This window comes from Marinibaculum pumilum (genome assembly GCF_042646425.1).
Lineage (GTDB): Bacteria > Pseudomonadota > Alphaproteobacteria > Ferrovibrionales > Ferrovibrionaceae > Marinibaculum > Marinibaculum pumilum.
This window is the reverse complement of record NZ_JBHRTR010000010.1, coordinates 23,226-43,398: the sequence shown is the minus strand read 5'-3', so window position 1 is coordinate 43,398 and position 20,173 is coordinate 23,226. Positions and strand designations below refer to the sequence as shown.

Genomic DNA, 20,173 nt, shown 5'->3' with positions numbered 1-20,173 from the left:
GGGCGATCGGTTCCGGCTAGAGCATCACGTACAACCCGGCCGTCACGACCATGGAGGCCGCAACCGCCGCCACCTGCCAGCCCAGGTGCAATCGCTCGAAATAGTGAATAACGGGCGGGCCGAAAAGCAAGACCAGCGCAACGAAGCCGTAGAAGCGGATCGCCCGGGTCAGCAGGATCGCGACGAAAAAGCCCCAGAACGAATAGCCGAACATGCCGCTGCCCAGGGTCGCCACCTGCAGCGGCAGCGGGAACAGGCTGATCGACGCCACCAGCCAGAAGCCGCGATGCTGCAGGTCCGCCTCGAACTCCTCGATATGAGCACCCAGGCCGAGCAGCGCGATCAGGTCCTCCCCGATCGTCTTCCCGAAATACATGCCCAGGAAATAGAACAGGACACAGGCCAGCATGCAGCCGGCCAGTGCCGAGGTGGTGAGCCACCAGACCCGCCGCCGCTGCCACAGTGCCACCGGCGCCAGCACGATCTCGATCGGCACCGGGACGACCGAACTCTCCAGGAAGCCGATGACGAACATCGCTTCCGTCCCGACCGGGCCCTCGGCAAGACGCTTCAGTCGCTCCCGCAGCGGCAGCCGGCTGGCCGGCATCGGGGAGATGTCCCCGGTCGACGGGTCTGACCGGTCGATCCCAGACCCGTCGACCGGCGGCCGGTCTTCACGCCCACTCATTCAGACACTGCATGCCGATCGCGCACCCTTCAGTCCGCCCGCCTCATTGTCCTGCCTCGGCCGCGCTGTCCTGCCCGGCGCCTGCCCGACGCCCCCACCCCGCCGCGCCGGCACGCCGGAGAAAGGTGCCGCCAGCCGCGATGACCGGCAGGAGAGACGAGGCAGAGATGGGGTGGCGACAGCGAAGCCGCCAGACGGGAGATTGTTGCAAAACAATCGCAACATGCGCGGCATTCTTGCAACAGTCGGCGAAAAACACCGCCGCGCCGGTGCCGAAACCGCGCCTCAGCTGTTTATTGCGTCGAGGCCCCGGCGGCAATCGTCTACTTTCGTTCTCAGGTACCGTGGCCCGCAACGCACTGTCGAACGCGCCAGGGCCTGTCCAGCGAGACACGGTTGCGGAACTGCACCCGCATACGGTTGAACATGTACCTTTTGCACATCAGTGGTCACCTCACGGCCCGTCGGCCGCACGCCGACCGGACCGGCATTTTGGTGCGGCCGCTGGCCCTGCTCGCCTTCTGTGCCATTGCGGCCACCGGCTCCGCGGCACAGGCGGTGCAGGCGACCGCCGCCGCCAGCCTGCCGCAGCTCGTTGCGACGACACCGGTCCAGGACGCCATTCGCGGCCGGCTCGCAACCCTCGCCGGCGGGCAGCCTGTCGTGGTGCGCCTGCCCGTTGCCCTGTCGAATGGCACCCTGGCCGACGGGACCCGTTCTGACGGCACCCTGGCGGACGGCGGAACCGGCGCGGAGATGCGGCCCCAGGTGGCGCTGAACGGCGGCGATGCGCTGCAGCGGTTCTATGCCGCACGCACCTACAGCCCGGCCTGGGAGGGGGCGGATGCCGAGGCGCGGCTCCGCGCGCTCTTGTCTGCCATCGAGGACAGCGCCGACCATGGGCTTGAGCCGGCGCGCTACCACCAGGCCTTCCTCCGCCAGGCGCTGGATACGGTGCTGACCCAGACGGCGGGCGAGCCGCCCGCGCCGCAGGTTCAGGCGGACCTGGACCTTGCCGCTTCCGATGCCTTCCTGACCCTGGCCCGCCACTACATGGCCGGCCAGGTCCGGCCGCAGAGCTTCGACCCGGAATGGACCATCCATGCCGGCGCGGGCGATGCGGTCCCGCTGCTGAACAGCGCGACGCAGACCGGCAACCTGAAGGACGCGCTGCGTGCGGTGATACCGCATCAGCCGGGCTATAACGACCTGCTCCTGTCCCTTCGGGAATTGCGGGAGATGGCCGCAAACGGGCCCTGGCCGGTGGTGCCGGAGGGAGAGTCGCTGAAGCCGGGCATGTTCGACCTGCGCGTACCTGTGCTGCGGGCGCGACTGATCGCTTCGGGCGACCTGGCCGAGCGGCCCGACACCCCTGTCGCGCCGGGAGCCAATCTCGGCGACTGGGCGGAACATACCGATCTTTCCGCGGCACCGGACGATATCGAGACCAGCGCCATCGCGCCGGCCTCGCTGATGGACGAAGATGGCGCGCCCGCGACCGGACAGTCCGCGACAGCACAGTCCGCGACAGCACAGTCCGCGACAGCACAGGCGGACGCGGACGGCGAACCATCGGCCGACAAGCCGTTTCAGGTGGCGGAGATCTACGACAACGCCCTGGTGGCGGCCGTTCTTCGCTTCCAGCGCCGCCATGGCCTGGAGCCCGACGGCGTGGTGGGGCCGAAGACCCTGGCCGCCCTCAACGTGCCGCTGGCCGACCGGATCCGCCAGGTCGAGCTCAACCTTGAGCGCTGGCGCTGGCTGCCCGCGGATCTCGGGCGGCGCTACGTCCTGGTCAACATCGCCGGCTACGACTACCGACTCGTCGAGGACGGCGTGGAAAAGCTCTACGGCCGCACCATCGTCGGCCGCAGCTACCGCTCCACGCCGGTGTTCAGCGACAAGATCGAGTATCTGGTCTTCAACCCGAAATGGACCGTGCCGCGCCGGCTGGCGGTGGAGGACAAGCTGCCGCAGATCAAGGAGGATCCGGACTTCCTGCGGCGGGAAGGGTTCAGCGTCTATGTCGGCTGGGGCGAGGACGCGCAGGAGATCATGCCGGAATTCATCGACTGGCATTCCCTGTCGAAGAACAACTTCCCCTACCGGCTGGTGCAGTCGCCGGGCGCCTCCAACGCGCTGGGCCAGGTGAAGTTCCTGTTCCCCAACAAGTACGACGTCTATCTGCACGACACGCCGTCGCGGCACCTGTTCAAGCGCGCCAACCGGGCCTTTTCCAGCGGCTGCATCCGGGTCGAGCACCCGCTCGACCTGGCGGAGCATCTGCTGATGTCGGAGCCCGGCTGGGACCGCGCGCGGATCGACGGCGCGCTGCAGCTGGACCGCGAGCGCTGGATCACCTTGCGCGAACCGGTGCCGGTGCATCTGCTGCACTGGACGACCTGGCGCGATCCGGACGGCACCCTGCAGTTCCGCGACGACCTCTATGGCCGCGACTCCCGTCTGGCACAGGCTCTGGCCAGGCAGTCCATGGCCGATGCCGGCAACTGACGGCCGGTGACGGCGGCTGCGTCCCGCCGCAAGCGGCGGCCGGCGCCCGTCGTGCGGGCCGCCCTTGCAGCCACCCTGCTCGCCGTGCTGCTCGCGGCCTGCGGCGGTGGGCCGCCGCCACCGCCGCCACCGGCGACCGGCCTGCCGCAACCCGGCGACTACGATCCCGGCCGCATCGCTTTCCCCGTCCGCATCAACGGCGAGCCGATCCCCTACCGGTTCTTCTTCCGGACCCTGCTGCCCGGCGGCCGGGCGAAGATCGACCTGGGCCGATCCGGCCTGACGCCGGAGATCGCGGCCGGCCACCTGGACACCCGCTTCGGTCCGGTCTGGACCGCCCCGGACCGGCCCGGCGCCTATCCGATGCTGTTCCGCGGCGCGGACGGCCATGTCGAGGCACAGGTCATGATGTTCGTGCTGGTGCCGGCCCAGGCCGCCGCAACCGGCAGCATCGGCGCCTATGAGATCGGCAGCTACCGGGAAGAGCCCTACAAGGGCTTCGCGCAGTACCTGCCTCCGGTCGGCTACATCGAGGTGACGGAGGCGATGACCGCGATGCCGGTCTCCCCCCACTTCACCCTGGGCCAGTTCCTGGCGAAGCAGGAAAGCGACTTCCCGAAATACCTGGTGCTGAACCCCGACCTGCTGGTGAAGCTGGAGGAGATCCTGGAGGCGCTGAACGCGGCCGGTCACCGTGCCGACGGGCTGAACGTGATGAGCGGCTACCGGACGCCGGCCTACAATCGCAGGATCGGCAGCGGCGCCTATAGCCGTCACGTTTTCGGCGCCGCCGCCGACATCTTCCCGGACACCACACCGGCGGACAACCTGATGGACGACCTGAACCGCGACGGCAGGATCGACGTCGACGATGCGCTCCGGCTTGTCGAGATGGTGGAGCGCATGTATCCGGCGGAAGGTCCGGCCGCCCCGCCGGAGCGCATGCTGGGCGGTGTCGCCGCCTACAAGGCCAATCCCTGGCACGGACCCTTTGTCCATGTCGACGTGCGCGGCTGGAACATCCGCTGGGGCCTCGGCGCGCCGGAGAAGGAATAGCGCCGCAAGGCACCGCGCACCCGCACCAGGGTCCGTTGACAGCTTCGCGCAGACGCGCGAGAAAAGTCTAATGGTCTGACCAAAAAGCGGGGAGGAAATGCGAAACGCGCTCTGCGAGATGCTGGACATCGAGTTCCCGCTCTTTGCCTTCAGCCATTGCCGCGACGTGGTGGCGGCCGTCAGCCGGGCCGGCGGCTTCGGCGTCTATGGCGGCCTGCGCTGCACGCCTGAGGAACTGGAGACGGAGCTGTCCTGGATCGACGCGCATGTCGACGGCCGGCCCTACGGCGCCGACCTTGTCTTCCCCCAGAAGCTGGAAGCGGCGCCGGATGCCGCCCAGGACAGCCTGCGCAACCGCATCCCGCAGGGGCATCGCGACTTCGTCGCCGGCATCCTGCGCGACCATGACATCGCCTTCCCCGACAACGACCCGCTGAACCGGGCGCCGGACCTGTCTCACAGCCATGCCGGGGCCTTGCTGGAGGTCGCGTTCCGTCACCCGATCCGGCTGATCGCCAACGCACTGGGCATGGCACCGCCGCAGATGATCGAGATGGCGCGCGCCCATGGCGTACCGGTCGCCGCGCTGGTCGGCTCCGCGCAGCATGCGGTGCGGCAGGCGGAAGCCGGGGTCGACGTGATCGTTGCCCAGGGCACGGAGGCCGGCGGCCATTGCGGCGAGGTCTCGACCCTGGTGCTGGTGCCGGAGGTGTTGAAGGCGCTGCGTGCCGCCGGCCATGCCGCGCCGGTGCTGGCCGCCGGCGGCATCGTCGACGGCCGCCAGATGGCCGGCATGATGGCGATCGGCGCGGCCGGCGCCTGGACCGGCTCGGTCTGGCTCGCCACCACCGAGTCCGAAGTCTCCCAGACCTTCCGCGACAAGATGGTCGCCGCCACTTCCCGCGACACGGTGCGCGCCACCAGCCGCACCGGCAAGCCCAGCCGGCAGCTCCGCTCCACCTGGCACGACGCCTGGGAGGCCGCCGGCGCGCCGGAGCCGCTGGGCATGCCGCTGCAGTCGATGCTGGCGATCCCCGCGCTGAACAAGGCGGAGCAGGCCGCCGACCGCGGATCGGAGAAGGCGAAGGCGCTGGTCACCTACTATGTCGGCCAGGGGGTCGGGCTGATCGACGGCATCCGCTCCGCCGGCCAGGTGGTGCAGGACTTCAAGAGCGAGTTCGCCGACGCGGTAGGCGAACTGGAGGCGCTGGTCGGGTGACCGGCCCCGCCCGACCGGTGAAGCGGTTAAGGGCGGAAGCGGAGCGCATCGTCACGTCCGGAAATCGTGCGGCCGCAAGAGTTCCCCATCCCGACATTAGACTTAGACTGTTCCGAGCCGGCTTCGCCGCGACCCGGCCCCTGGGCGGGGCTGCGTGCAATGCGGCGTGCCTGCCGACCGGACGCCGGTTCGCCGGCTTACCCGCCATCGTTGGCGGGAAAGCCGGGCCGCCGAGGAAGGAACAGGGACGGATATGAAAACGATACGGATCGGGTCGGGATCGGGGTTCAGCGAGGACTTCGTGGAACCCGCACAGGACCTCGCCGAACGCGGGGAGATCGACTTCCTCGTCTTCGAGGCGCTTGCCGAGCGGACCATCCACGAGGCCCATCTGCGCATCAGGGACGGCGTGAACCCGGGCTACGGCATGCTGTTCGAGGAACGGATGCGGCGCTGCGTGGCGCCATGCCTGCGGCGCGGCATCAGGATCATCACCAACGACGGCTCCGCCAATCCGCGCGCCGCCGCCGAGTGGCTCGCCGGCTATCTGCGCGAACAGAATCTGAGTGCGAAGATCGCCATCGTCGAAGGCGACGACGTCCTGACATACTTCTCGGACCGCGCGGACGAGATCTTCGCCCCGGAACTGTTCCAGGTTCATGCCGGAAGCGACGCCTGGATGCCGACCGACCCTGCGATCATCCGGGACAATATCAGCTCGGCGAATGTCTATCTCTACTATGAGCCGATCCGGGAGGCCCTGGATGCCGGCGCCGATATCGTCATCGCCGGGCGGGTCGCGGACCCGTCGATGTTCGTGGCAGCCCTGGCGCACGGCTTCGACTGGGCCCCGAAGGACTGGAACCGGATCGCCATGGGCACCGTCGTGGGCCATCTGCTGGAATGCAGCGGCCACACCACCGGCGGCTACTTCGCCGATTGCGAGACGAAGACCGTGTCGGACCTCGCCAATATCGGCTTCCCGATCGCCGAGGTGCAGGCGGACGGCCAGGTCTTCATCACCAAGCTGCCCGGCAGCGGCGGCAAGGTCACCTGCGACACCGTGCTGGAGCAGCTGCACTACGAGGTGCACAGCTTCTCATCCTACGTGACACCGGACGTGATCGCCGCGTTCCGCGATGTCCGCGTCGAACAGGATGGCGCGGATCGCGTGCGGGTGACGGGCTTCACCGGCCGCGAGCGCCCGCGCACATTGAAGGTGCTGCTCGGCTATCACCATGGCTACAACCTTGTCCTGGCCTTGCGCTTCCGCGGTCATACCGCAATGAAGCGGGCGCATCTTCTCGGCACCGTGTGGTCCGAGCGGCTGCGCCATTTCGGCAACCAGATCATGGACAGCGTCTATCTCTACAACGACCTGCCCTATGCCGCCGCGCTGCGCGAGGATCCCGACCCGAAATATGTCGAGTTCCGCTACAGCGCCGTCGTCCGCACCCGCGAGGAGGCGGAGGCGGTCGCCCGCGCCTTCATGGGCTTCTACCTCAACGGCGCCTATGGCGGCGGCGGCCTGGAAACCAATGTCAGCCGCTACGACCCGCTGATCCCCCTGACGATGCCGCGGGAAGATGTCCGCAGCTCCGTCTCCTACCTGGAGGCCGGACAATGAGGAAGAACGTCAAGCTCTACCAGATCGCCCATTCCCGCACCGGCGACAAGTTCGATGCCTCGCTGATCTCCGTGCTGCCCTACGACCGCGCGCATCTGGACCTCCTGCGCGATGTCCTGACGCCGGAATATGTGCAGACGCATTTCCAGGACATCGTGCGCGGGCATGTGGAGCGCGAGGAAACCCACTACGGCTTCATCTTCGTGCTGCATGCGGCCCTCGACGGCGGCGTGGTCGCCGGACTGCGCCACGACAAGCACGGCAAGTCGCTCAGCGGCTACATGCTGGAGATCGATATTCCGGTTTCCCTGGAGTTCGAGGTGCCAAGGGATATCGCCCGGTAGCAGGCCCGGCAGCAGCACGTTCGCACCGGAGGTCCGGCCGCTCTCCAGGACGGCATGGGCGCGGGCGGCGCCGACACATGCCGAAACTTGGCATGGCCGCCCCGGCGTCTATCCTGGACCCGCCCGGGAGGAGGCAGGCCCGGGCGTACGCAGAGCCGGAAATCCCAGAAAGGATCTACCCCGATGCGCACAGCCACAGCCATGCTCACGCTCGCCACGCTGATGGCAGCGACAGCCGCCGCGCAGGCGGCTGGCCAGGTCGGATCCTTCACGATCGTTGGCGAGGGCAAATGCCAGCCAAAGACCTTTCTCGAATCATCCCAGGTGGGGCCGGCGCCATTTACCGCGTTCCAGTGGACAGAAGGTGAATTTGAGTCGAGCGGCAGTTTCCCGCTGAACGCCAGCACCATGACCTTCTCGGGAAATTCGGCGGTCATCGAGAACCCGGCGAACCTGAACCCGGGCCTGGCGGACGTGAAGGGAGACAAGGTCACCGGCACGATCTACTTCAGCAGCATGCCGAACCTCAATCCCGATGGCGAGCTCGTGTCGCTGAGCTGCAACCACAAGTATAGATGGACGATCGCAGAGGATGCCGTCATCGAGCTCCAGCCCGCAGGTGGGATCAGCGACATCATCAGTTGTGGCTGCAGTCCCGTCTCCGGGCTCGTTCCGGCCAAATAGATCAACTTGCACTCGGATGGAATCATCCGAGCGGCAATAAGTTGATCGATTTCAACAAGATAGCGCATCTTGTCTGTGTCCGAACGGACGCAGGATGCGCTAGTGCCGGTCCGGTGCGGGAACGACGCCTGGCCTACCCTGCCAGCAGCACGATCGCGCCCGAGGTGCGGCGGCCCTCCAGATCGGCATGGGCCTGCGCCGCCTCCGCCAGCGGATAGCGGTGCTGCGGTGCGACCGTCAGGGTGCCGCAGCGGATCGCGGCGAACAGCCGGTCGACGGAAGCGCGCAGGTCATTCGGGTCGGCGACATAGTGGCCGTAGTTCGGCCGGCTGAGCCGGGCGGACTTCGCCGCGAAGCCAGCCACGTCGACCGGGCCGATATCGCCGGAGGCCTGGCCGAAGGAGACCAGGTGGCCGAAGGTGGCCAGCGCCTCGAACGAGCGGCGGAAGGTGTCGGCGCCGACCGCGTCATAGGCCACGTCGACGCCGCGGCCTTGCGTGATCTCCATCACCGCGGCGACGAAGTCCTGCTCCCGGTAGGGGATCGGCCAGGCGCAGCCATGGTCGCGGGCGAGGCGGGCCTTCTCAGCGCTGCCGACCGTGCCGATCACCTTTGCCCCCAGCGCCCGCGCCCACTGGCAGAGCAGGAGCCCGACCCCGCCGGCGGCGGCATGGACCAGCACCCAGTCGCCCGGCTTCACGGTGTGCACCCGGTGCAGCAGGAAGTCGGCGGTGATGCCCTTCAGCAGGCCGGCAGCCGCCGTCTCGTCGTCGATATCGTCGGGCAGCGGCACCACATGCGCCGCCGGCATGGTGCGCAGGTCTGCATAGGCGCCGACCGGCGGTGCGGCATAGCCGACCCGGTCGCCGGGCAGCAGGTGATGCACGTTCGCGCCGACATCGACCACCTGTCCCGCCGCCTCCATCCCCGGCACGCCGGGCGGCGACAGCAGGTCGAAATAGCCGGTGCGGCAATAGACGTCGATGAAGTTCACCCCGATCCGGCTCTGCCGGATCCGCACCTCGCCCGGCCCGGGCGGTGCGGCAGTGACCGCCTGCAGGCGCAGCTGTTCCGGCCCGCCATGAGCGGTCAGCACGATGCCGCGGCCTTCCATCATGGCCCCGGATGCGTAAGCGGGTGCCGCAACATCGGCCTGGCCGCCTTCGATCACCCGCAGCCGGCCGGCGCGGCGCTCGCCGGCGCCCGACAGCAGGCCGCGCACGGCGTCGAAGCCGGCCTGGTAGATGCCGTCCGCCACCAGCTCGGTCAGCTCCGCGGCGCGGTCGGCCGGCGGCTCGAATTCGCATTCCCAGCACCACAGGGTGGCTTCCCCGTCCGTCACCGGCTTCAGCGCGACGGTGGCGACATAGTCGTTCAGCGGGAAGGGGGCTGCCAGGATGCAGTAGGTGAAGCTGCGCTCGGCATCCGACAGGGCCAGCAGCTGTTCCCGCAGCACCTGGCCCAGACCGCCATCGGCATCGCGCAGCCGGAAGCGACGCACGCAACCGACCTGATCGGCCAGCAGGCCGTTCTCGATCTCCGACTGCGCGACGGCCGGGTGCCAGTCCTCATGGCCGTTGAAGTCGCGCAGCAGCCCCCAGACCCGGTCCACGGGCGCGTCGATGATGGTGCTGCGGAGGATGCGGACCACGGGTTCCGCCTGGTGACTATCGTCGTCCCCGGGCCTGACCCGGGGACCCATTCCGCAAGCCTTGCGGCGCGGCACCGCCGGCGGAGTGGATCCTCGGGTCAAGCCCGAGGATGACGGTGAAGCGGCGGCGCCATACACACACGTCGTCACCGCCGGGCTTGTCCCGGCGGTCCATGTCGAGGCCGGACTCAATAGACGGAGCAACGGCCGGACGCCGTTGGGCAACGGCACCATGGACTGCCGGCCAGATGGAGTTGATACCGGGCCCGGCAGTGACGAGTGGGGGGGAAAAGGGCATCGGAACCATGTCCCTCACCCGCCGAGCCGGGCCTTCAGGGCGTTCATGCCGGCCAGGAAGACCCCCTCGCCGATCTGTGTCTGCAGCTCGCGCTCGCGGCCCGGCTCGCAGTCGAAGCGGGCGGTCCATTCCATGAAGGTGCGGCCGGTATCGGTGACCGGGATCAGCCGCATATTGGCGACATAGTCCCGCACCCCCATCGGCGACGAGAGGATCGCGTAGGAGCAGGCATAGTCGTAGTCCGACAAGGACAGCAGCCGCTCGCGGATCTGCCCGCCATCCTCCAGCACGAAGTTGCGGATGCAGCCGATCCGGTCCGACGGCTCGTCGTTCTCGATCCGCGAGGAGGCGACGATCGGCATCCAGTCCGGCAGGCCGTTGAAGTCGCGGATGATCGACCAGACCCGGTCGGGGGACGCGTCGATCACGGTGGAGACGAAGACGTTGACCATCAGTCGCCATCTCCGCCGGAACGGTCGCTGCCACCGCCCTCACCCTCGCCGCCGCCCTCGCGGCGGGCCTGCTCCGCCAGCTTGGACAGCTCCGACCGGCGCGGCTGGATCAGGCTGTCGGCGAAGCGGGAGACGTCGTCGCCCTCTTCGATGCCGATCTGCCGCAGCAGGTAGTCGACCATCGGCGCCTGCGCGCGGTAGCGCAGGGCGGAGTTGATCACCTCGTCGGTGGGCGAGGCACCGCCATTGCTCCGGCCGCCGCCGGAACCGCCGCCGGACAGGCCGTCGACCTGCAGGATGCGGATCCCCTCGATATTCTCCAGCGGCTTCACGCTCTCGCGGATGATGCCGTCCATGCGGTCGATCAGGTGGCGCCGCAGCTGCGCGCGCCGCGCCTCGCCCGACAGCATGTTGTGCGCCTCGTTCATCAGGCGCTCGGCCTCCGCCTCCAGCTCGTGGCGGATCTTGCGGGCGGCCAGCCGGATGCGCTCGGCATCGGCCTCGCCCTGCGCCAGGCTGCGCTCGGCATCGGCGCGGTCCTCCGCCGCCTGCTTCTCCGCCTGGGCGGAGAGGGTGATGCGGATGCCCTCGCGGCGGGCATCCTCCTCCGCCGCCAGCAGGGCGATCGCCTTGCGGCGCTCCGCCACCTCGAAGTCGCGCGCGCTCTCGATCCGCTCCTGCGCGGCGATCGCACGGGCGCGGGCGGCATGGGCCTCGGCCTGGGCGTCGGCCTCCTCCACCTCCTTCTGCGCGAGCGCGATGGCGCGGTCATGCTCGGCGATCTCCAGGTCGCGGCGGCGCTCGATCTCCAGCCGCGCGATGTCGCGCTCGCGGCCGATGCGGGCGGCCTGCAGGGTGCGCTCCGAGGCGATGCGCCGCTGCTCGACCTCCTCGCCGGCCTGGATCGACGCCTCCTCCGCCTCCACGTTGCGGCGGGCCTGCTCGCGCGCGATCTCCGCCCGCTGGCTGGCGCGGCCGACCTCCAGGTCGCGCTGCTGTTCCAGCCGGGCATATTCCGCGTCGCGGTCAATCTGCAGGCTGGCCCTGTCGGTGGCCAGGTTCTTGTTGCGGATCTCGATCAGGGTGTCCTGCTCGATATCGTTGCGCCGCTTGCGCCGCGCCTCGATCTGCTCGGTCAGCCGGGTCAGGCCTTCCGCGTCGAAGGCGTTGGACGGGTTGAAGAACTCGATCGGCGTCTGGTCGAGCTGGGTCAGCGAGACCGCCTCCAGCTCCAGCCCGTTCTGGGTCAGGTCGGCGGCGACCGCCTCGCGCACCTTCTTCGCATAGGTGCCGCGCTGCTCGTGCAGCTCGTCCATCGACATCTCCGCCGCCACCCGGCGCAGGGCGTCGACGAACTTGCCTTCCAGCAATTCCGTCAGGCTCGGCGGGTCCAGGGTGCGTGCGCCCAGGGTCCGCGCCGCCGCGGCGATCGCATCGTTGCTGGCTGCCACCCGCACGTAGAACTCCGCCGCCACGTCGACACGCATGCGGTTGGCTGTGATCAGCGCCCGCTCCCGCTCGCGCGCCACCTCCAGCCGCAGGGCATTCATGTTCACCGGGGTCATCGCATGGACCAGCGGGATCACCACCGCGCCGCCATCGGCGACGACCTTGGTGCCGCCCAGGCCGGTGCGCACGAAGGCGATGTCCTGCGATGCCCGCCGGTAGAACCAGTAGAGCAGGTAGCCGAGGATCACCCCGACCACGACCAGGATGACGATGATGGCGATGATGGTGCCCCAGCTCTCACCCGACATGGCGTTCCTCCCGCATGCGCCGGCGCCGCGCTGCTGCCGCGCCGGTCATGCTGTCTGCTTCTTCTTGATCGACTTGAACCGGCGGGTCTGCTCGGTGAGCGCGATCTCCGTCGGCAGGCGCTCCATCGAGGAGGCGCCGTAGAACCCGTGGCAGTTCCTGGTGTTGGCCAGGATGAACTCCGCATCCTCCGGCTGCGCCACGGGCCCGCCATGGACCAGGACAAGCGCGTCCGGCTTCACCGCCAGCGCCGCCGCCGCCCATTCGTCCACCAGGGCCGGGCAGTCGGCCAGCTTCCGCGCGGTATCTGCGCCGATCGAGCCGCCGGTGGTCAGGCCCAGATGGCAGACGATGATGTCGGCCCCGGCCTGCGCCATCGCCACCGCATCCTCGGCACAGAAGACGTAAGGTGTGGTCAGCATGTCCTTCGCCGCCGCCATCCGGATCATGTCGACCTCCAGGCCATAGCCCATGCCGGTCTCTTCCAGGTTGGCGCGGAAGGTGCCGTCGATCAGCCCGACGGTGGGGAAGTTCTGCACCCCGGCGAAGCCCATCGCCTTCAGCCGGTCCAGGAACTGGTCGAACATGCAGAACGGATCGGTGCCGTTCACCCCGGCCAGGACCGGCGTGCGGGTCACCACCGGCAGCACCTCCTGCGCCATCTCCACGACGATGTCGTTGGCATTACCGTAGGCCAGCAGGCCGGCGAGCGAGCCGCGCCCGGCCATCCGGTAGCGGCCGGAATTGTAGATCACGATCAGGTCGATGCCGCCGGCCTCCTCGCATTTCGCGGAAAGCCCGGTGCCGGCGCCGCCGCCGACGATCGGTTCGCCGCGCGCCACCTGCGCGCGGAACTCGTCAAGAAGCGCGGCGCGCGAGAAGCCGGCCATGGCTGCCCCCTGTTGTCATGTTGCGGTCCCCGTCTGTCGCCATGATCTCCCGGAACTGCTGCACCGCGGCGTCCGCGAAGGCCGGGTCGTTGATGTGATGCGGCACGGACACCAGGCGCCGCCGCTCCGTCGCCTGCACATGTTCGCGCAGGGCCGCGAACAGGGCGCGGTCCGCCTCCGGGTCCCAGAACGGCTGCCCCTCCCGGTCCAGGCCGGACAGCCCGCCCTCGGGCAGCAGGAACCGCACAGGTCCCTCCATCCGGTTCAGCCGCTCCGCGATCCAGCGGCCCATCGCCGCGTTCTCGTCCGCGGTGGTGCGCATCAGGGTGACCTGCGGGTTGTGCACATGCAGCCGCCGGTTCCGGTAGCGCTCCGGCACGGTGGCGCGGGCATGGAAGTTCACCATGTCCAGCGCCCCGCAGGACCCCAGATAGGGCAGGCCGCTGCGGATGATCGCGCCGAAGCGGTCCTCGGTCGCGGCGAAGACGCCGCCCATCAGCAGGTCGCAGACCTCCGTCGTGGTCAGGTCCAGCACGCCGGCCAGCAGGCCGGATTCCGCCAGCTTCTCCATCGACTGGCCGCCGGTGCCGGTGGCGTGGAAGACCAGGCAGTCATAGTCGGCCTCCAGCATGTGCTGCACCGCCTGCACGCAGGGCGTGGTCAGGCCGAACATGGTCAGGCCAAGTGCCGGCCTGGCGGCCATGCTCTCCTCCCGCCGCCAGGCGATCATGCCGGCCAGGGCATGGGCGGCGTTGGACAGCACACGCTCGGAGATCCGGTTGATCCCCTGGACGTCGGTGACCGAGTACATCATGCAGATGTCGGACGGGCCGACGTAAGCGCCCACATCGCCGCTGGCGACGGTGGAGACCATCACCTTCGGCACGCCGACCGGCAGCGCCCGCATCGCCGGGGTGGCGAGCGCGGTGGCGCCAGAGCCGCCGGCGGCGATCAGCCCGCCCAGGTCGCGGCGGCTGGCGACGAAATGCTCGAAGGCCAGCGCCATGGCGGCCACCGCGGAACCGCGGTCGCCGGTGAACACCGCCTCCGCCCCTTGCGGATGATGGCGCGCCACCTCCCGCGGGGTGACCTGCGCCGAAGAGGGCCGGCCGGAGGTGGAGAGATCGACGGTCACCGTGCGCAGGCCCTGCCGGTCCAGGCAGGTGCGCAGGAAGCCCAGCTCGCGCCCCTTGGTGTCGAAGGTGCCGGCGACGAAGGCGGCATGGCCGCTGCGCGCCGCCGCCGGCACCCGGACCCGCGGCCGTTCCTCCGCAGGCAGGTCGCCTGCCGCGGCACGGGACGGCACGCCCCCCTGGTCCGGTTCCGGCGGCGGCGGCGCGGGCCGCCGCGCCACGTCCGGGACCCCTGCGGGGGATCCCGCAGGAGCATCGGCGGGCGCCGGGGCAGCCGTGCCCCAGCGGGTGCGCCCCGCGGGCGCGTCGATCCGGTCCGCCATCCCGGCCGCCGCCGTATCGTGCGGCGCCGCGTGGCTGCGGCGGACCGTGTAGACATTGGCCTCTTCCTCATCCGGGCCGCGGCCCAGCACCTGCGGCCCGGCCGGCAGGTCGGGACCGGCATCGGCCTCCTCCGCGCCGCCGGAAGCGACACCAAGCAGGCGCTGCTGCAGCTCGGTATCGGCGGCCAGCTCAGCCGCCGACATGGTGCGGGCGATGCGGCCGTTGACCATCACCGCGACCCGGTCGGAGACGTCGGTGGCGACGCCAAGGTTCTGCTCCACCAGCAGCACGCTGATCGCGCCGTCGTTCGCCAGCGCGTGCAGCATCGCCGCCACCTGGTCGACGATCACCGGGGCCAGGCCCTCGGTCGGCTCGTCCATGATCAGGATCCGCGGGTTGGAGAGCAGCGCCCGGCCGATCGCCAGCATCTGCTGCTCGCCGCCGGAGAGCTGCGCGCCGCCGTTGCGGCGGCGTTCCTTCAACCGCGGGAAGGTGTCGTAGATGCGGTCGACATCCCATTCCCTTTCGCCGGATCCGCCACGCATGCTGGAGGACAGGCGCAGATGCTCGTCGACGCTGAGGGAGGCCCAGACCCGCCGCCCCTGCGGCACATAGGCCAGGCCCTGGGCGACCACCTGGTTGGGCTCCATGCCGTCGATGCGCTGGCCGGCGGCATGGATGCTGCCGCGGGCGGCCGGCACCAGGCCCATGATGGTGTTGCACAGGGTGGTCTTGCCCATGCCGTTGCGGCCGACCACCGACAGCACGCCGCGCTCCAGGGTCAGGGTCACCCCCTGCAGGGCATGGCTGTGGCCGTAATAGACATGCAGGTCGTCGACCTGCAGCATCGGCGCGCGCAGCTCGCCGCGCTGCGGCCGTCCCGCCAGCGGTCCGCGGGGCTCAGCCATGCTGGCCTCCCAGATAGATCGCCTGCACTTCGGGATCCGCCTCGATCTCCGCCGGGGTGCCGTGCTTGAAGATGCGGCCGTTGTGCATGACCGTGACCCGGTCGACGACCTTCAGGGCGACGTCCAGGTCGTGCTCGATGATGACGAAGCCCAGATGCTCCGGCAGGCCGTGCAGCAGCGCGACCAGGTTGCCGCGCTCGCCCGGCGACAGGCCCGCCGCCGGCTCGTCGAACAGGATCAGCCGCGGCGCGCCGGCCAGCGCCATGCCGATCTCCAGCTGGCGCTGCTCGCCGTAGGACAGGTCGGCGACCCGCGTGTCCAGACGCCGGCTCAGATGCGCCTGGCCGGCCAGCCGCTCCGCCGCCGCCATCGCGAAATCTCCGCCGCGCGGCCGCAGCAGGCTGAAGCGCCGCCGCGCCACGCCGCGGCTGGCGAGAAACAGGTTGTCGCGGACGGTCAGCCCGCGGAACAGCAGGGAATGCTGATAGGTGCGCCGCAGGCCGCGGCGGATGCGGTCGTATTGCGGCAGCTCGGTGACATCCTCGCCGAAGAAGCTGATGCGCCCCCGGGTCGGCGGGAAATCGCCGGTGATCGCATTGAACAGGGTGGTCTTGCCGGCGCCGTTGGCGCCCAGCACCGCGCGCCGCTCGCCCGGACCGACCGACAGGTCGACCCCGTCCAGCGCCACCAGCGCGCCGAAGGTGCGGGTCACGCCGACCACCTCAAGCGCGCGGGACCCGGCATCCCGCGACGCGGTATCTGACGTGGCGGCCCGGCGCCCCCCGGCGATGCTGCCGCCGGGGGGTCCGGAACCGTCCGCCTGCCGTTCAGCGGCGTCCGCCATCGGCGGCCTCCCCCAACGGCAGGCTGTGGCCCGTCATGCTCACTTGCATTCCGGGTTGTCGCGACCGACCGGGCCAAGGTCCAGGAAGGCCTTCCGGTCCATGTTCATGGCCTGGTCGACCTGCGGGATCACCTTCACGACCTTGTTGACCAGATTGCCTTCCGGCCCCTCGACCACCTCGGTCAGGAAGATATCGGCGACCGCCTGCCGGTTCTGGTCCAGCTTCACCATGCCGGTCGGCGTCTGCATCTCCAGGTTCGACAGCGCGGCACGGAACTTCTTCTGCCCGTCCGACAGGTCGCCGTTCACCTCGTCCAGCGCCGCCAGTACGGCCTTGGTGTTGACGTAGTAGCCATGCGCGAACAGCGAGGGCGAGGGGAAGCCGTCCGGAAACTGCTTCTTGTAGGCGGCGACGAACTCCGTCCACTTCGGATCGTCCCAGGTATCGGCGATCGGCCCGGCGGACGGGGTGCCGATGATGAAGGAACGCTGCCGGCCCTTCGCGCCCAGCACCGTCTGGTCGACGGTGATGGAGCCGCCGATCAGCGGCGCCTCGCCGCCGGCCTGCTCGTACTGGGTCAGGAAGTTGATGGCGTCGGCGCCGCCCAGCGCGACATAGATCGCGTCGATGTCCGGCGGGATCGCGGCGATGATCGAGGAATAGTCCTTGTTGCCGATCGGCACCCAGAACTTGTCGACCACCTTGCCGCCCGCCTCGCAGAACGGGACCATGAAGCCGAGCACCTGGGTGTAGGGGAAGGAATAGTCCTCCGCGATCACCACGACCCGCTTATAGCCCTTCTCGTTGAAGGCGTATTCGCCCAGGCCCGCCATCCACTGCGCACCGTCGGTGGAGAAGCGGTAGAAGTTCTCCGCCGGGTCGCGCAGGGTGGTGTCCTGCGCCGCCGAGGTGCCGTTGACGAAGGTCACGCCGGGCTGGGTCTTGGCATAGTCCTTCACCGCCAGGCCTTCGGAGCCGGAGAGGGGGCCGATCAGGATCTCCACCCCGTCATTCTCCACCAGCTTCCGCGCGGCGCGCACGGCACTGTCCGGCGAGGCGTCGGACGAGCCGGTGATCAGCTCGATCTTGCGGCCGCCCGCCTCGTAGCCGGCCTGTTCCATCGCCAGCTTCACGCCACGCATGCCGTCCTCGCCCAGGACGGTGAAGGCGCCTTCCAGGGTGGCCAGCGCGCCGATCTTGATCGGCCCCTTGTCCTGTGCGCCGGCGGTGCCGGCTGCCAGGCTGAGCGCCGCCACTGCGCCGACCAGCGCAAGCGACTTACCTATGCTCTTCATCACCGTTTCCTCCCACATGGTTTGCGCCCTTGCGGGCGTTTGGCCCATTGCCGGGCCTGAAATCCCCTATTGGTCGTACCGGCGGGGAACCGGATCCCTCTCCCGCACGGCGCGCCGCTGCTGCAGCGCGTCGCGGGGCCGTGACAGCAGCTCGCGCGCACGGTCCCACAGGCCAAGCAGGCCGTCGGGCGAGAAGAAGACGATCAGCAGAAAGGCACCGCCGATGACCAGGTTGAAGCGCTCCCGGTCGATCAGGTCGATGGCGAAATTCTCCAGCAGCACGAAGACGATGGCGCCCAGGAAGGGGCCGATCGGATGGCGCAGGCCGCCGATCACGGCGATCACCAGCACGTTGATGATGCGCTGCACGTCCACCGAGCCGGGCGAGATGCGGCCGTTGAACCAGACCAGCAGGATGCCGGCCAGGGCCGCCAGCAGGCCGGCCAGCGCATAGGCCGCGACGCGATGGGCGGTGACGTTGAAGCCGAGCGCCGACATCCGCCGCGGATTGTCGCGGATCGCCTGCATCGACAGACCGAAGGTGGAGCGCGCGACATAGAGCACGGCGCAGAACGCCAGCACCGCGACCCCCAGCGCCAGGAAGTAGAACGCCACCGGCGACCGCCAGTCGATGCCGAAGAGCTGCGGCGGCGCCACCTGGGCGAAGCCGTTGAAGCCGTTGAAGATCTCGTAGTTCTGGCGGGCGAAATAGAAAAAGGCGGTGCCGATCGCCAGGGTGATCATGATCGTGTAGATCCCCTCCGTCCGCACCGAGAGGAGGCCGACCAGGGTGGCGAAGGCGGTCGCGACCAGGATGCCGATCGGCAGCGCCAGCCACCAGTCCAGGCCCAGCCCCATATTGCTCTCGCCGAAGATCGACAGCATGTAGCCGGCCATGCCGGCCACCGTCATCTGCGCCAGGCTGACCATGCCGCCATAGCCGGCCAGGAACATCAGCGACAGCGACAGGGTGCCCAGCACCAGCGCATAGGCGCCGACCTGGAAGGTGAAGAAGTCGCCGGTGAGGAACGGCCAGGCGATCAGGACCACCGCCAGTGCCAGGTACCACGGGTTCAGCCCCAGCCGGGGCACCCGCACCGGATTGCGCAGTCCCAGCGGATCGTCGAGCCGCGGCCCGCGGCCGACCCAGCCCGGCCCCTGCGTGCTGCCCGCGGCACCGCCCCGCATCGCCTGGGGCCGCCGCTGCGCCGCCTGCAGCCGCCGGTCGACGGTGGCGGCCAGGCGGCGCGGCGGCACCTGCTCCGACTGCGCCATCACGCCGCCTCCTGGTGCATGACGCCCGCACAATAGTGGCCGTCATCCTCGGGCTTGACCCGAGGATCCCAGCGCCGGCGGTGACATGCCACCGCCCCACAGCGTCGCTGTCCCGTCGCGATCCTCGGGTCAAGCCCGAGGATGACGGGGAAGAGGGAGGCGCCGCGCGGCCCGCCGTTCCCGCTGTCCAGTCCCCTACGCACGGCCCATGATCCCCTGCGGCCGGAAGGCGAGTGCCAGCACCATGATCAGGAAGGTGTAGACGACGCCGTAGGTCGGCGAATAGGCGAGGCCGAACTGCTCCGCCAGGCCGATCAGCAGGGCGCCGATCGCCGCGCCGGTCACCGAGCCCATGCCGCCGACGATCACCACGACAAGGGAGGCGAGCAGGTAGCGCACATCCTCCCCCGGTGCGATGGAGAGCGCGGTGCCGCCGACCACGCCGGCCAGGCCGGCCAGGCCGGCGCCGATCGCGAAGACGAAGGCGAAGACCAGGTGAACGTTGCCGCCGGAGGCCTGCAGCATCTGGCGGTCGTCCACGCCGGCACGGATCATCATGCCGATGCGGGTGCGGTTCAGCAGCAGCCAGAGCCCGACGCCGATGACGATCGCCGCCGCCAGCAGTGCCAGCCGGTAGGTCGGGTACTTCATCCAGATGATCGCGCCGTTGGAGCGCTGCGCCAGCTCGATCGGCAGGGTGGCGGCGCCGAACAGCCAGTCCGGCGGGCTGAACTGGTAGGTATTGCCGCCCCAGATCCACAGCATCACGTCGGCCAGCACGATCGACAGGCCGATGGTGACCAGGGTCTGGCGCAGGTCCTGCCCCTCCATCCGCCGGAACACCACCAGCTGCAGCACCACCCCGGCCAGCGCCATGGCGATGAAGCCGGCGCCGACGCCGACGAACCAGGAACCCGTCGCCTCCGCCGCGTCGAAGCCGATATAAGCGCCCAGCAGGAACAGCGAGCCATGCGCCAGGTTGACGTTGCGCATCAGCCCGAAGACCAGGGTGAAGCCGGAGGCCACCAGGAAGTAGAGCGCCGCCAGGGTCAGCCCGTTCAGCAGGGTGTTCAGGAACAGCTTGCGCCCGCCGGCATCGGCGTTCGCCACCAGCACGACGCCCAATACCACGACCACCGCCCCCAGCAGCAGCCAGAGCCAGGGACGGTTCGGGCGCAGCAGGCGACCCAGGGTCAGATGAAGCGGTGCGGACATACG

General features: G+C 69.4%; 16 protein-coding genes. 6 read left to right on the top strand and 10 right to left on the bottom strand.

Translation table 11 applies throughout. From position 1 onward, the window contains the following. Positions 1 to 16: 16 nt before the first annotated feature. Positions 17 to 688, bottom strand: a complete 672-nt coding sequence (locus ACFOGJ_RS03795) for a YqaA family protein (RefSeq protein WP_379898254.1) — start codon at positions 686 to 688, stop codon at positions 17 to 19. 495 nt (positions 689 to 1,183) lie between these two features. Between ACFOGJ_RS03795 and ACFOGJ_RS03790 the strand changes: the two genes are divergently transcribed. The 6 genes from ACFOGJ_RS03790 (at position 1,184) to ACFOGJ_RS03765 (ending at position 8,129) form a co-directional block, all read left to right on the top strand. After that, a complete protein-coding gene (locus ACFOGJ_RS03790) occupies positions 1,184 to 3,199 on the top strand; it encodes a L,D-transpeptidase family protein (RefSeq protein WP_379898274.1) in 2,016 nt (671 codons plus the stop codon). Positions 3,200 to 3,205: 6 nt separating this feature from the next. Beyond that, complete coding sequence (locus ACFOGJ_RS03785) at positions 3,206 to 4,255, top strand: D-Ala-D-Ala carboxypeptidase family metallohydrolase (RefSeq protein ID WP_379898251.1); 1,050 nt, start codon at positions 3,206 to 3,208, stop codon at positions 4,253 to 4,255. 97 nt (positions 4,256 to 4,352) lie between these two features. Next, entirely contained in the window at positions 4,353 to 5,474 is a 1,122-nt protein-coding gene (locus ACFOGJ_RS03780; RefSeq protein WP_379898250.1) for a nitronate monooxygenase, read from the top strand. A gap of 253 nt (positions 5,475 to 5,727) precedes the next feature. Continuing rightward, positions 5,728 to 7,101 carry an acyclic terpene utilization AtuA family protein gene (locus ACFOGJ_RS03775; protein WP_379898249.1) on the top strand — a complete coding sequence of 458 codons (1,374 nt, stop codon included), beginning with the start codon at positions 5,728 to 5,730 and terminating at the stop codon, positions 7,099 to 7,101. Beyond that, positions 7,098 to 7,445 carry an AtuA-related protein gene (locus tag ACFOGJ_RS03770; RefSeq protein WP_379898247.1) on the top strand — a complete coding sequence of 116 codons (348 nt, stop codon included), beginning with the start codon at positions 7,098 to 7,100 and terminating at the stop codon, positions 7,443 to 7,445. Before ACFOGJ_RS03775 ends, ACFOGJ_RS03770 begins: the two co-directional genes overlap by 4 nt. Before the next feature lie 183 nt (positions 7,446 to 7,628). Next, positions 7,629 to 8,129 carry a hypothetical protein gene (locus ACFOGJ_RS03765; RefSeq protein WP_379898246.1) on the top strand — a complete coding sequence of 167 codons (501 nt, stop codon included), beginning with the start codon at positions 7,629 to 7,631 and terminating at the stop codon, positions 8,127 to 8,129. 133 nt (positions 8,130 to 8,262) lie between these two features. Here ACFOGJ_RS03765 and ACFOGJ_RS03760 read toward each other — a convergent pair whose 3' ends face one another. From ACFOGJ_RS03760 to ACFOGJ_RS03720, 9 genes are all read right to left on the bottom strand, one after another. Then, complete coding sequence (locus tag ACFOGJ_RS03760) at positions 8,263 to 9,780, bottom strand: zinc-binding dehydrogenase (RefSeq protein WP_379898244.1); 1,518 nt, start codon at positions 9,778 to 9,780, stop codon at positions 8,263 to 8,265. Positions 9,781 to 10,092: 312 nt separating this feature from the next. Continuing rightward, complete coding sequence (locus ACFOGJ_RS03755; protein ID WP_379898243.1) at positions 10,093 to 10,530, bottom strand: SRPBCC family protein; 438 nt, start codon at positions 10,528 to 10,530, stop codon at positions 10,093 to 10,095. After that, a complete protein-coding gene (locus tag ACFOGJ_RS03750) occupies positions 10,530 to 12,287 on the bottom strand; it encodes a flotillin family protein (RefSeq protein ID WP_379898241.1) in 1,758 nt (585 codons plus the stop codon). Before ACFOGJ_RS03750 ends, ACFOGJ_RS03755 begins: the two co-directional genes overlap by 1 nt. A gap of 45 nt (positions 12,288 to 12,332) precedes the next feature. Next, the gene (locus tag ACFOGJ_RS03745) at positions 12,333 to 13,175 is read right to left on the bottom strand and encodes a phosphoenolpyruvate hydrolase family protein (protein ID WP_379898239.1); all 843 of its coding nucleotides are present in this window, start codon (positions 13,173 to 13,175) and stop codon (positions 12,333 to 12,335) included. Then, complete coding sequence (locus ACFOGJ_RS03740) at positions 13,144 to 15,540, bottom strand: ABC transporter permease (RefSeq protein ID WP_379898238.1); 2,397 nt, start codon at positions 15,538 to 15,540, stop codon at positions 13,144 to 13,146. Before ACFOGJ_RS03740 ends, ACFOGJ_RS03745 begins: the two co-directional genes overlap by 32 nt. Then, on the bottom strand, positions 15,533 to 16,384 hold the full coding sequence (locus tag ACFOGJ_RS03735; RefSeq protein ID WP_379898236.1) for an ABC transporter ATP-binding protein: 852 nt from the start codon (positions 16,382 to 16,384) through the stop codon (positions 15,533 to 15,535). The genes ACFOGJ_RS03740 and ACFOGJ_RS03735 overlap by 8 nt, the downstream gene beginning before the upstream one ends. A 39-nt stretch (positions 16,385 to 16,423) precedes the next feature. After that, the gene (locus ACFOGJ_RS03730) at positions 16,424 to 17,680 is read right to left on the bottom strand and encodes an ABC transporter substrate-binding protein (protein ID WP_379898234.1); all 1,257 of its coding nucleotides are present in this window, start codon (positions 17,678 to 17,680) and stop codon (positions 16,424 to 16,426) included. 66 nt (positions 17,681 to 17,746) lie between these two features. Beyond that, positions 17,747 to 18,955: a branched-chain amino acid ABC transporter permease gene (locus tag ACFOGJ_RS03725; RefSeq protein WP_379898232.1), complete on the bottom strand. Its 1,209-nt coding sequence runs from the start codon at positions 18,953 to 18,955 to the stop codon at positions 17,747 to 17,749. 195 nt (positions 18,956 to 19,150) lie between these two features. Then, positions 19,151 to 20,170 carry a branched-chain amino acid ABC transporter permease gene (locus ACFOGJ_RS03720; protein WP_379898230.1) on the bottom strand — a complete coding sequence of 340 codons (1,020 nt, stop codon included), beginning with the start codon at positions 20,168 to 20,170 and terminating at the stop codon, positions 19,151 to 19,153. Between the last annotated feature and the right edge of the window lie 3 nt (positions 20,171 to 20,173).

Excerpts from the sequence above, each read along its gene's own strand:
- ACFOGJ_RS03795 (WP_379898254.1), bottom strand. The coding sequence starts at position 688 with ATGAGTGGGCGTGAAGACCGGCCGCCGGTCGACGGGTCTGGGATCGAC.
- ACFOGJ_RS03780 (WP_379898250.1), top strand. The coding sequence starts at position 4,353 with ATGCGAAACGCGCTCTGCGAGATGCTGGACATCGAGTTCCCGCTCTTT.
- ACFOGJ_RS03775 (WP_379898249.1), top strand. The coding sequence starts at position 5,728 with ATGAAAACGATACGGATCGGGTCGGGATCGGGGTTCAGCGAGGACTTC.
- ACFOGJ_RS03770 (WP_379898247.1), top strand. The coding sequence starts at position 7,098 with ATGAGGAAGAACGTCAAGCTCTACCAGATCGCCCATTCCCGCACCGGC.
- ACFOGJ_RS03765 (WP_379898246.1), top strand. The coding sequence starts at position 7,629 with ATGCGCACAGCCACAGCCATGCTCACGCTCGCCACGCTGATGGCAGCG.
- ACFOGJ_RS03755 (WP_379898243.1), bottom strand. The coding sequence starts at position 10,530 with ATGGTCAACGTCTTCGTCTCCACCGTGATCGACGCGTCCCCCGACCGG.
- ACFOGJ_RS03750 (WP_379898241.1), bottom strand. The coding sequence starts at position 12,287 with ATGTCGGGTGAGAGCTGGGGCACCATCATCGCCATCATCGTCATCCTG.
- ACFOGJ_RS03745 (WP_379898239.1), bottom strand. The coding sequence starts at position 13,175 with ATGGCCGGCTTCTCGCGCGCCGCGCTTCTTGACGAGTTCCGCGCGCAG.
- ACFOGJ_RS03740 (WP_379898238.1), bottom strand. The coding sequence starts at position 15,540 with ATGGCTGAGCCCCGCGGACCGCTGGCGGGACGGCCGCAGCGCGGCGAG.
- ACFOGJ_RS03735 (WP_379898236.1), bottom strand. The coding sequence starts at position 16,384 with ATGGCGGACGCCGCTGAACGGCAGGCGGACGGTTCCGGACCCCCCGGC.
- ACFOGJ_RS03730 (WP_379898234.1), bottom strand. The coding sequence starts at position 17,680 with ATGAAGAGCATAGGTAAGTCGCTTGCGCTGGTCGGCGCAGTGGCGGCG.
- ACFOGJ_RS03725 (WP_379898232.1), bottom strand. The coding sequence starts at position 18,955 with ATGGCGCAGTCGGAGCAGGTGCCGCCGCGCCGCCTGGCCGCCACCGTC.
- ACFOGJ_RS03720 (WP_379898230.1), bottom strand. The coding sequence starts at position 20,170 with ATGTCCGCACCGCTTCATCTGACCCTGGGTCGCCTGCTGCGCCCGAAC.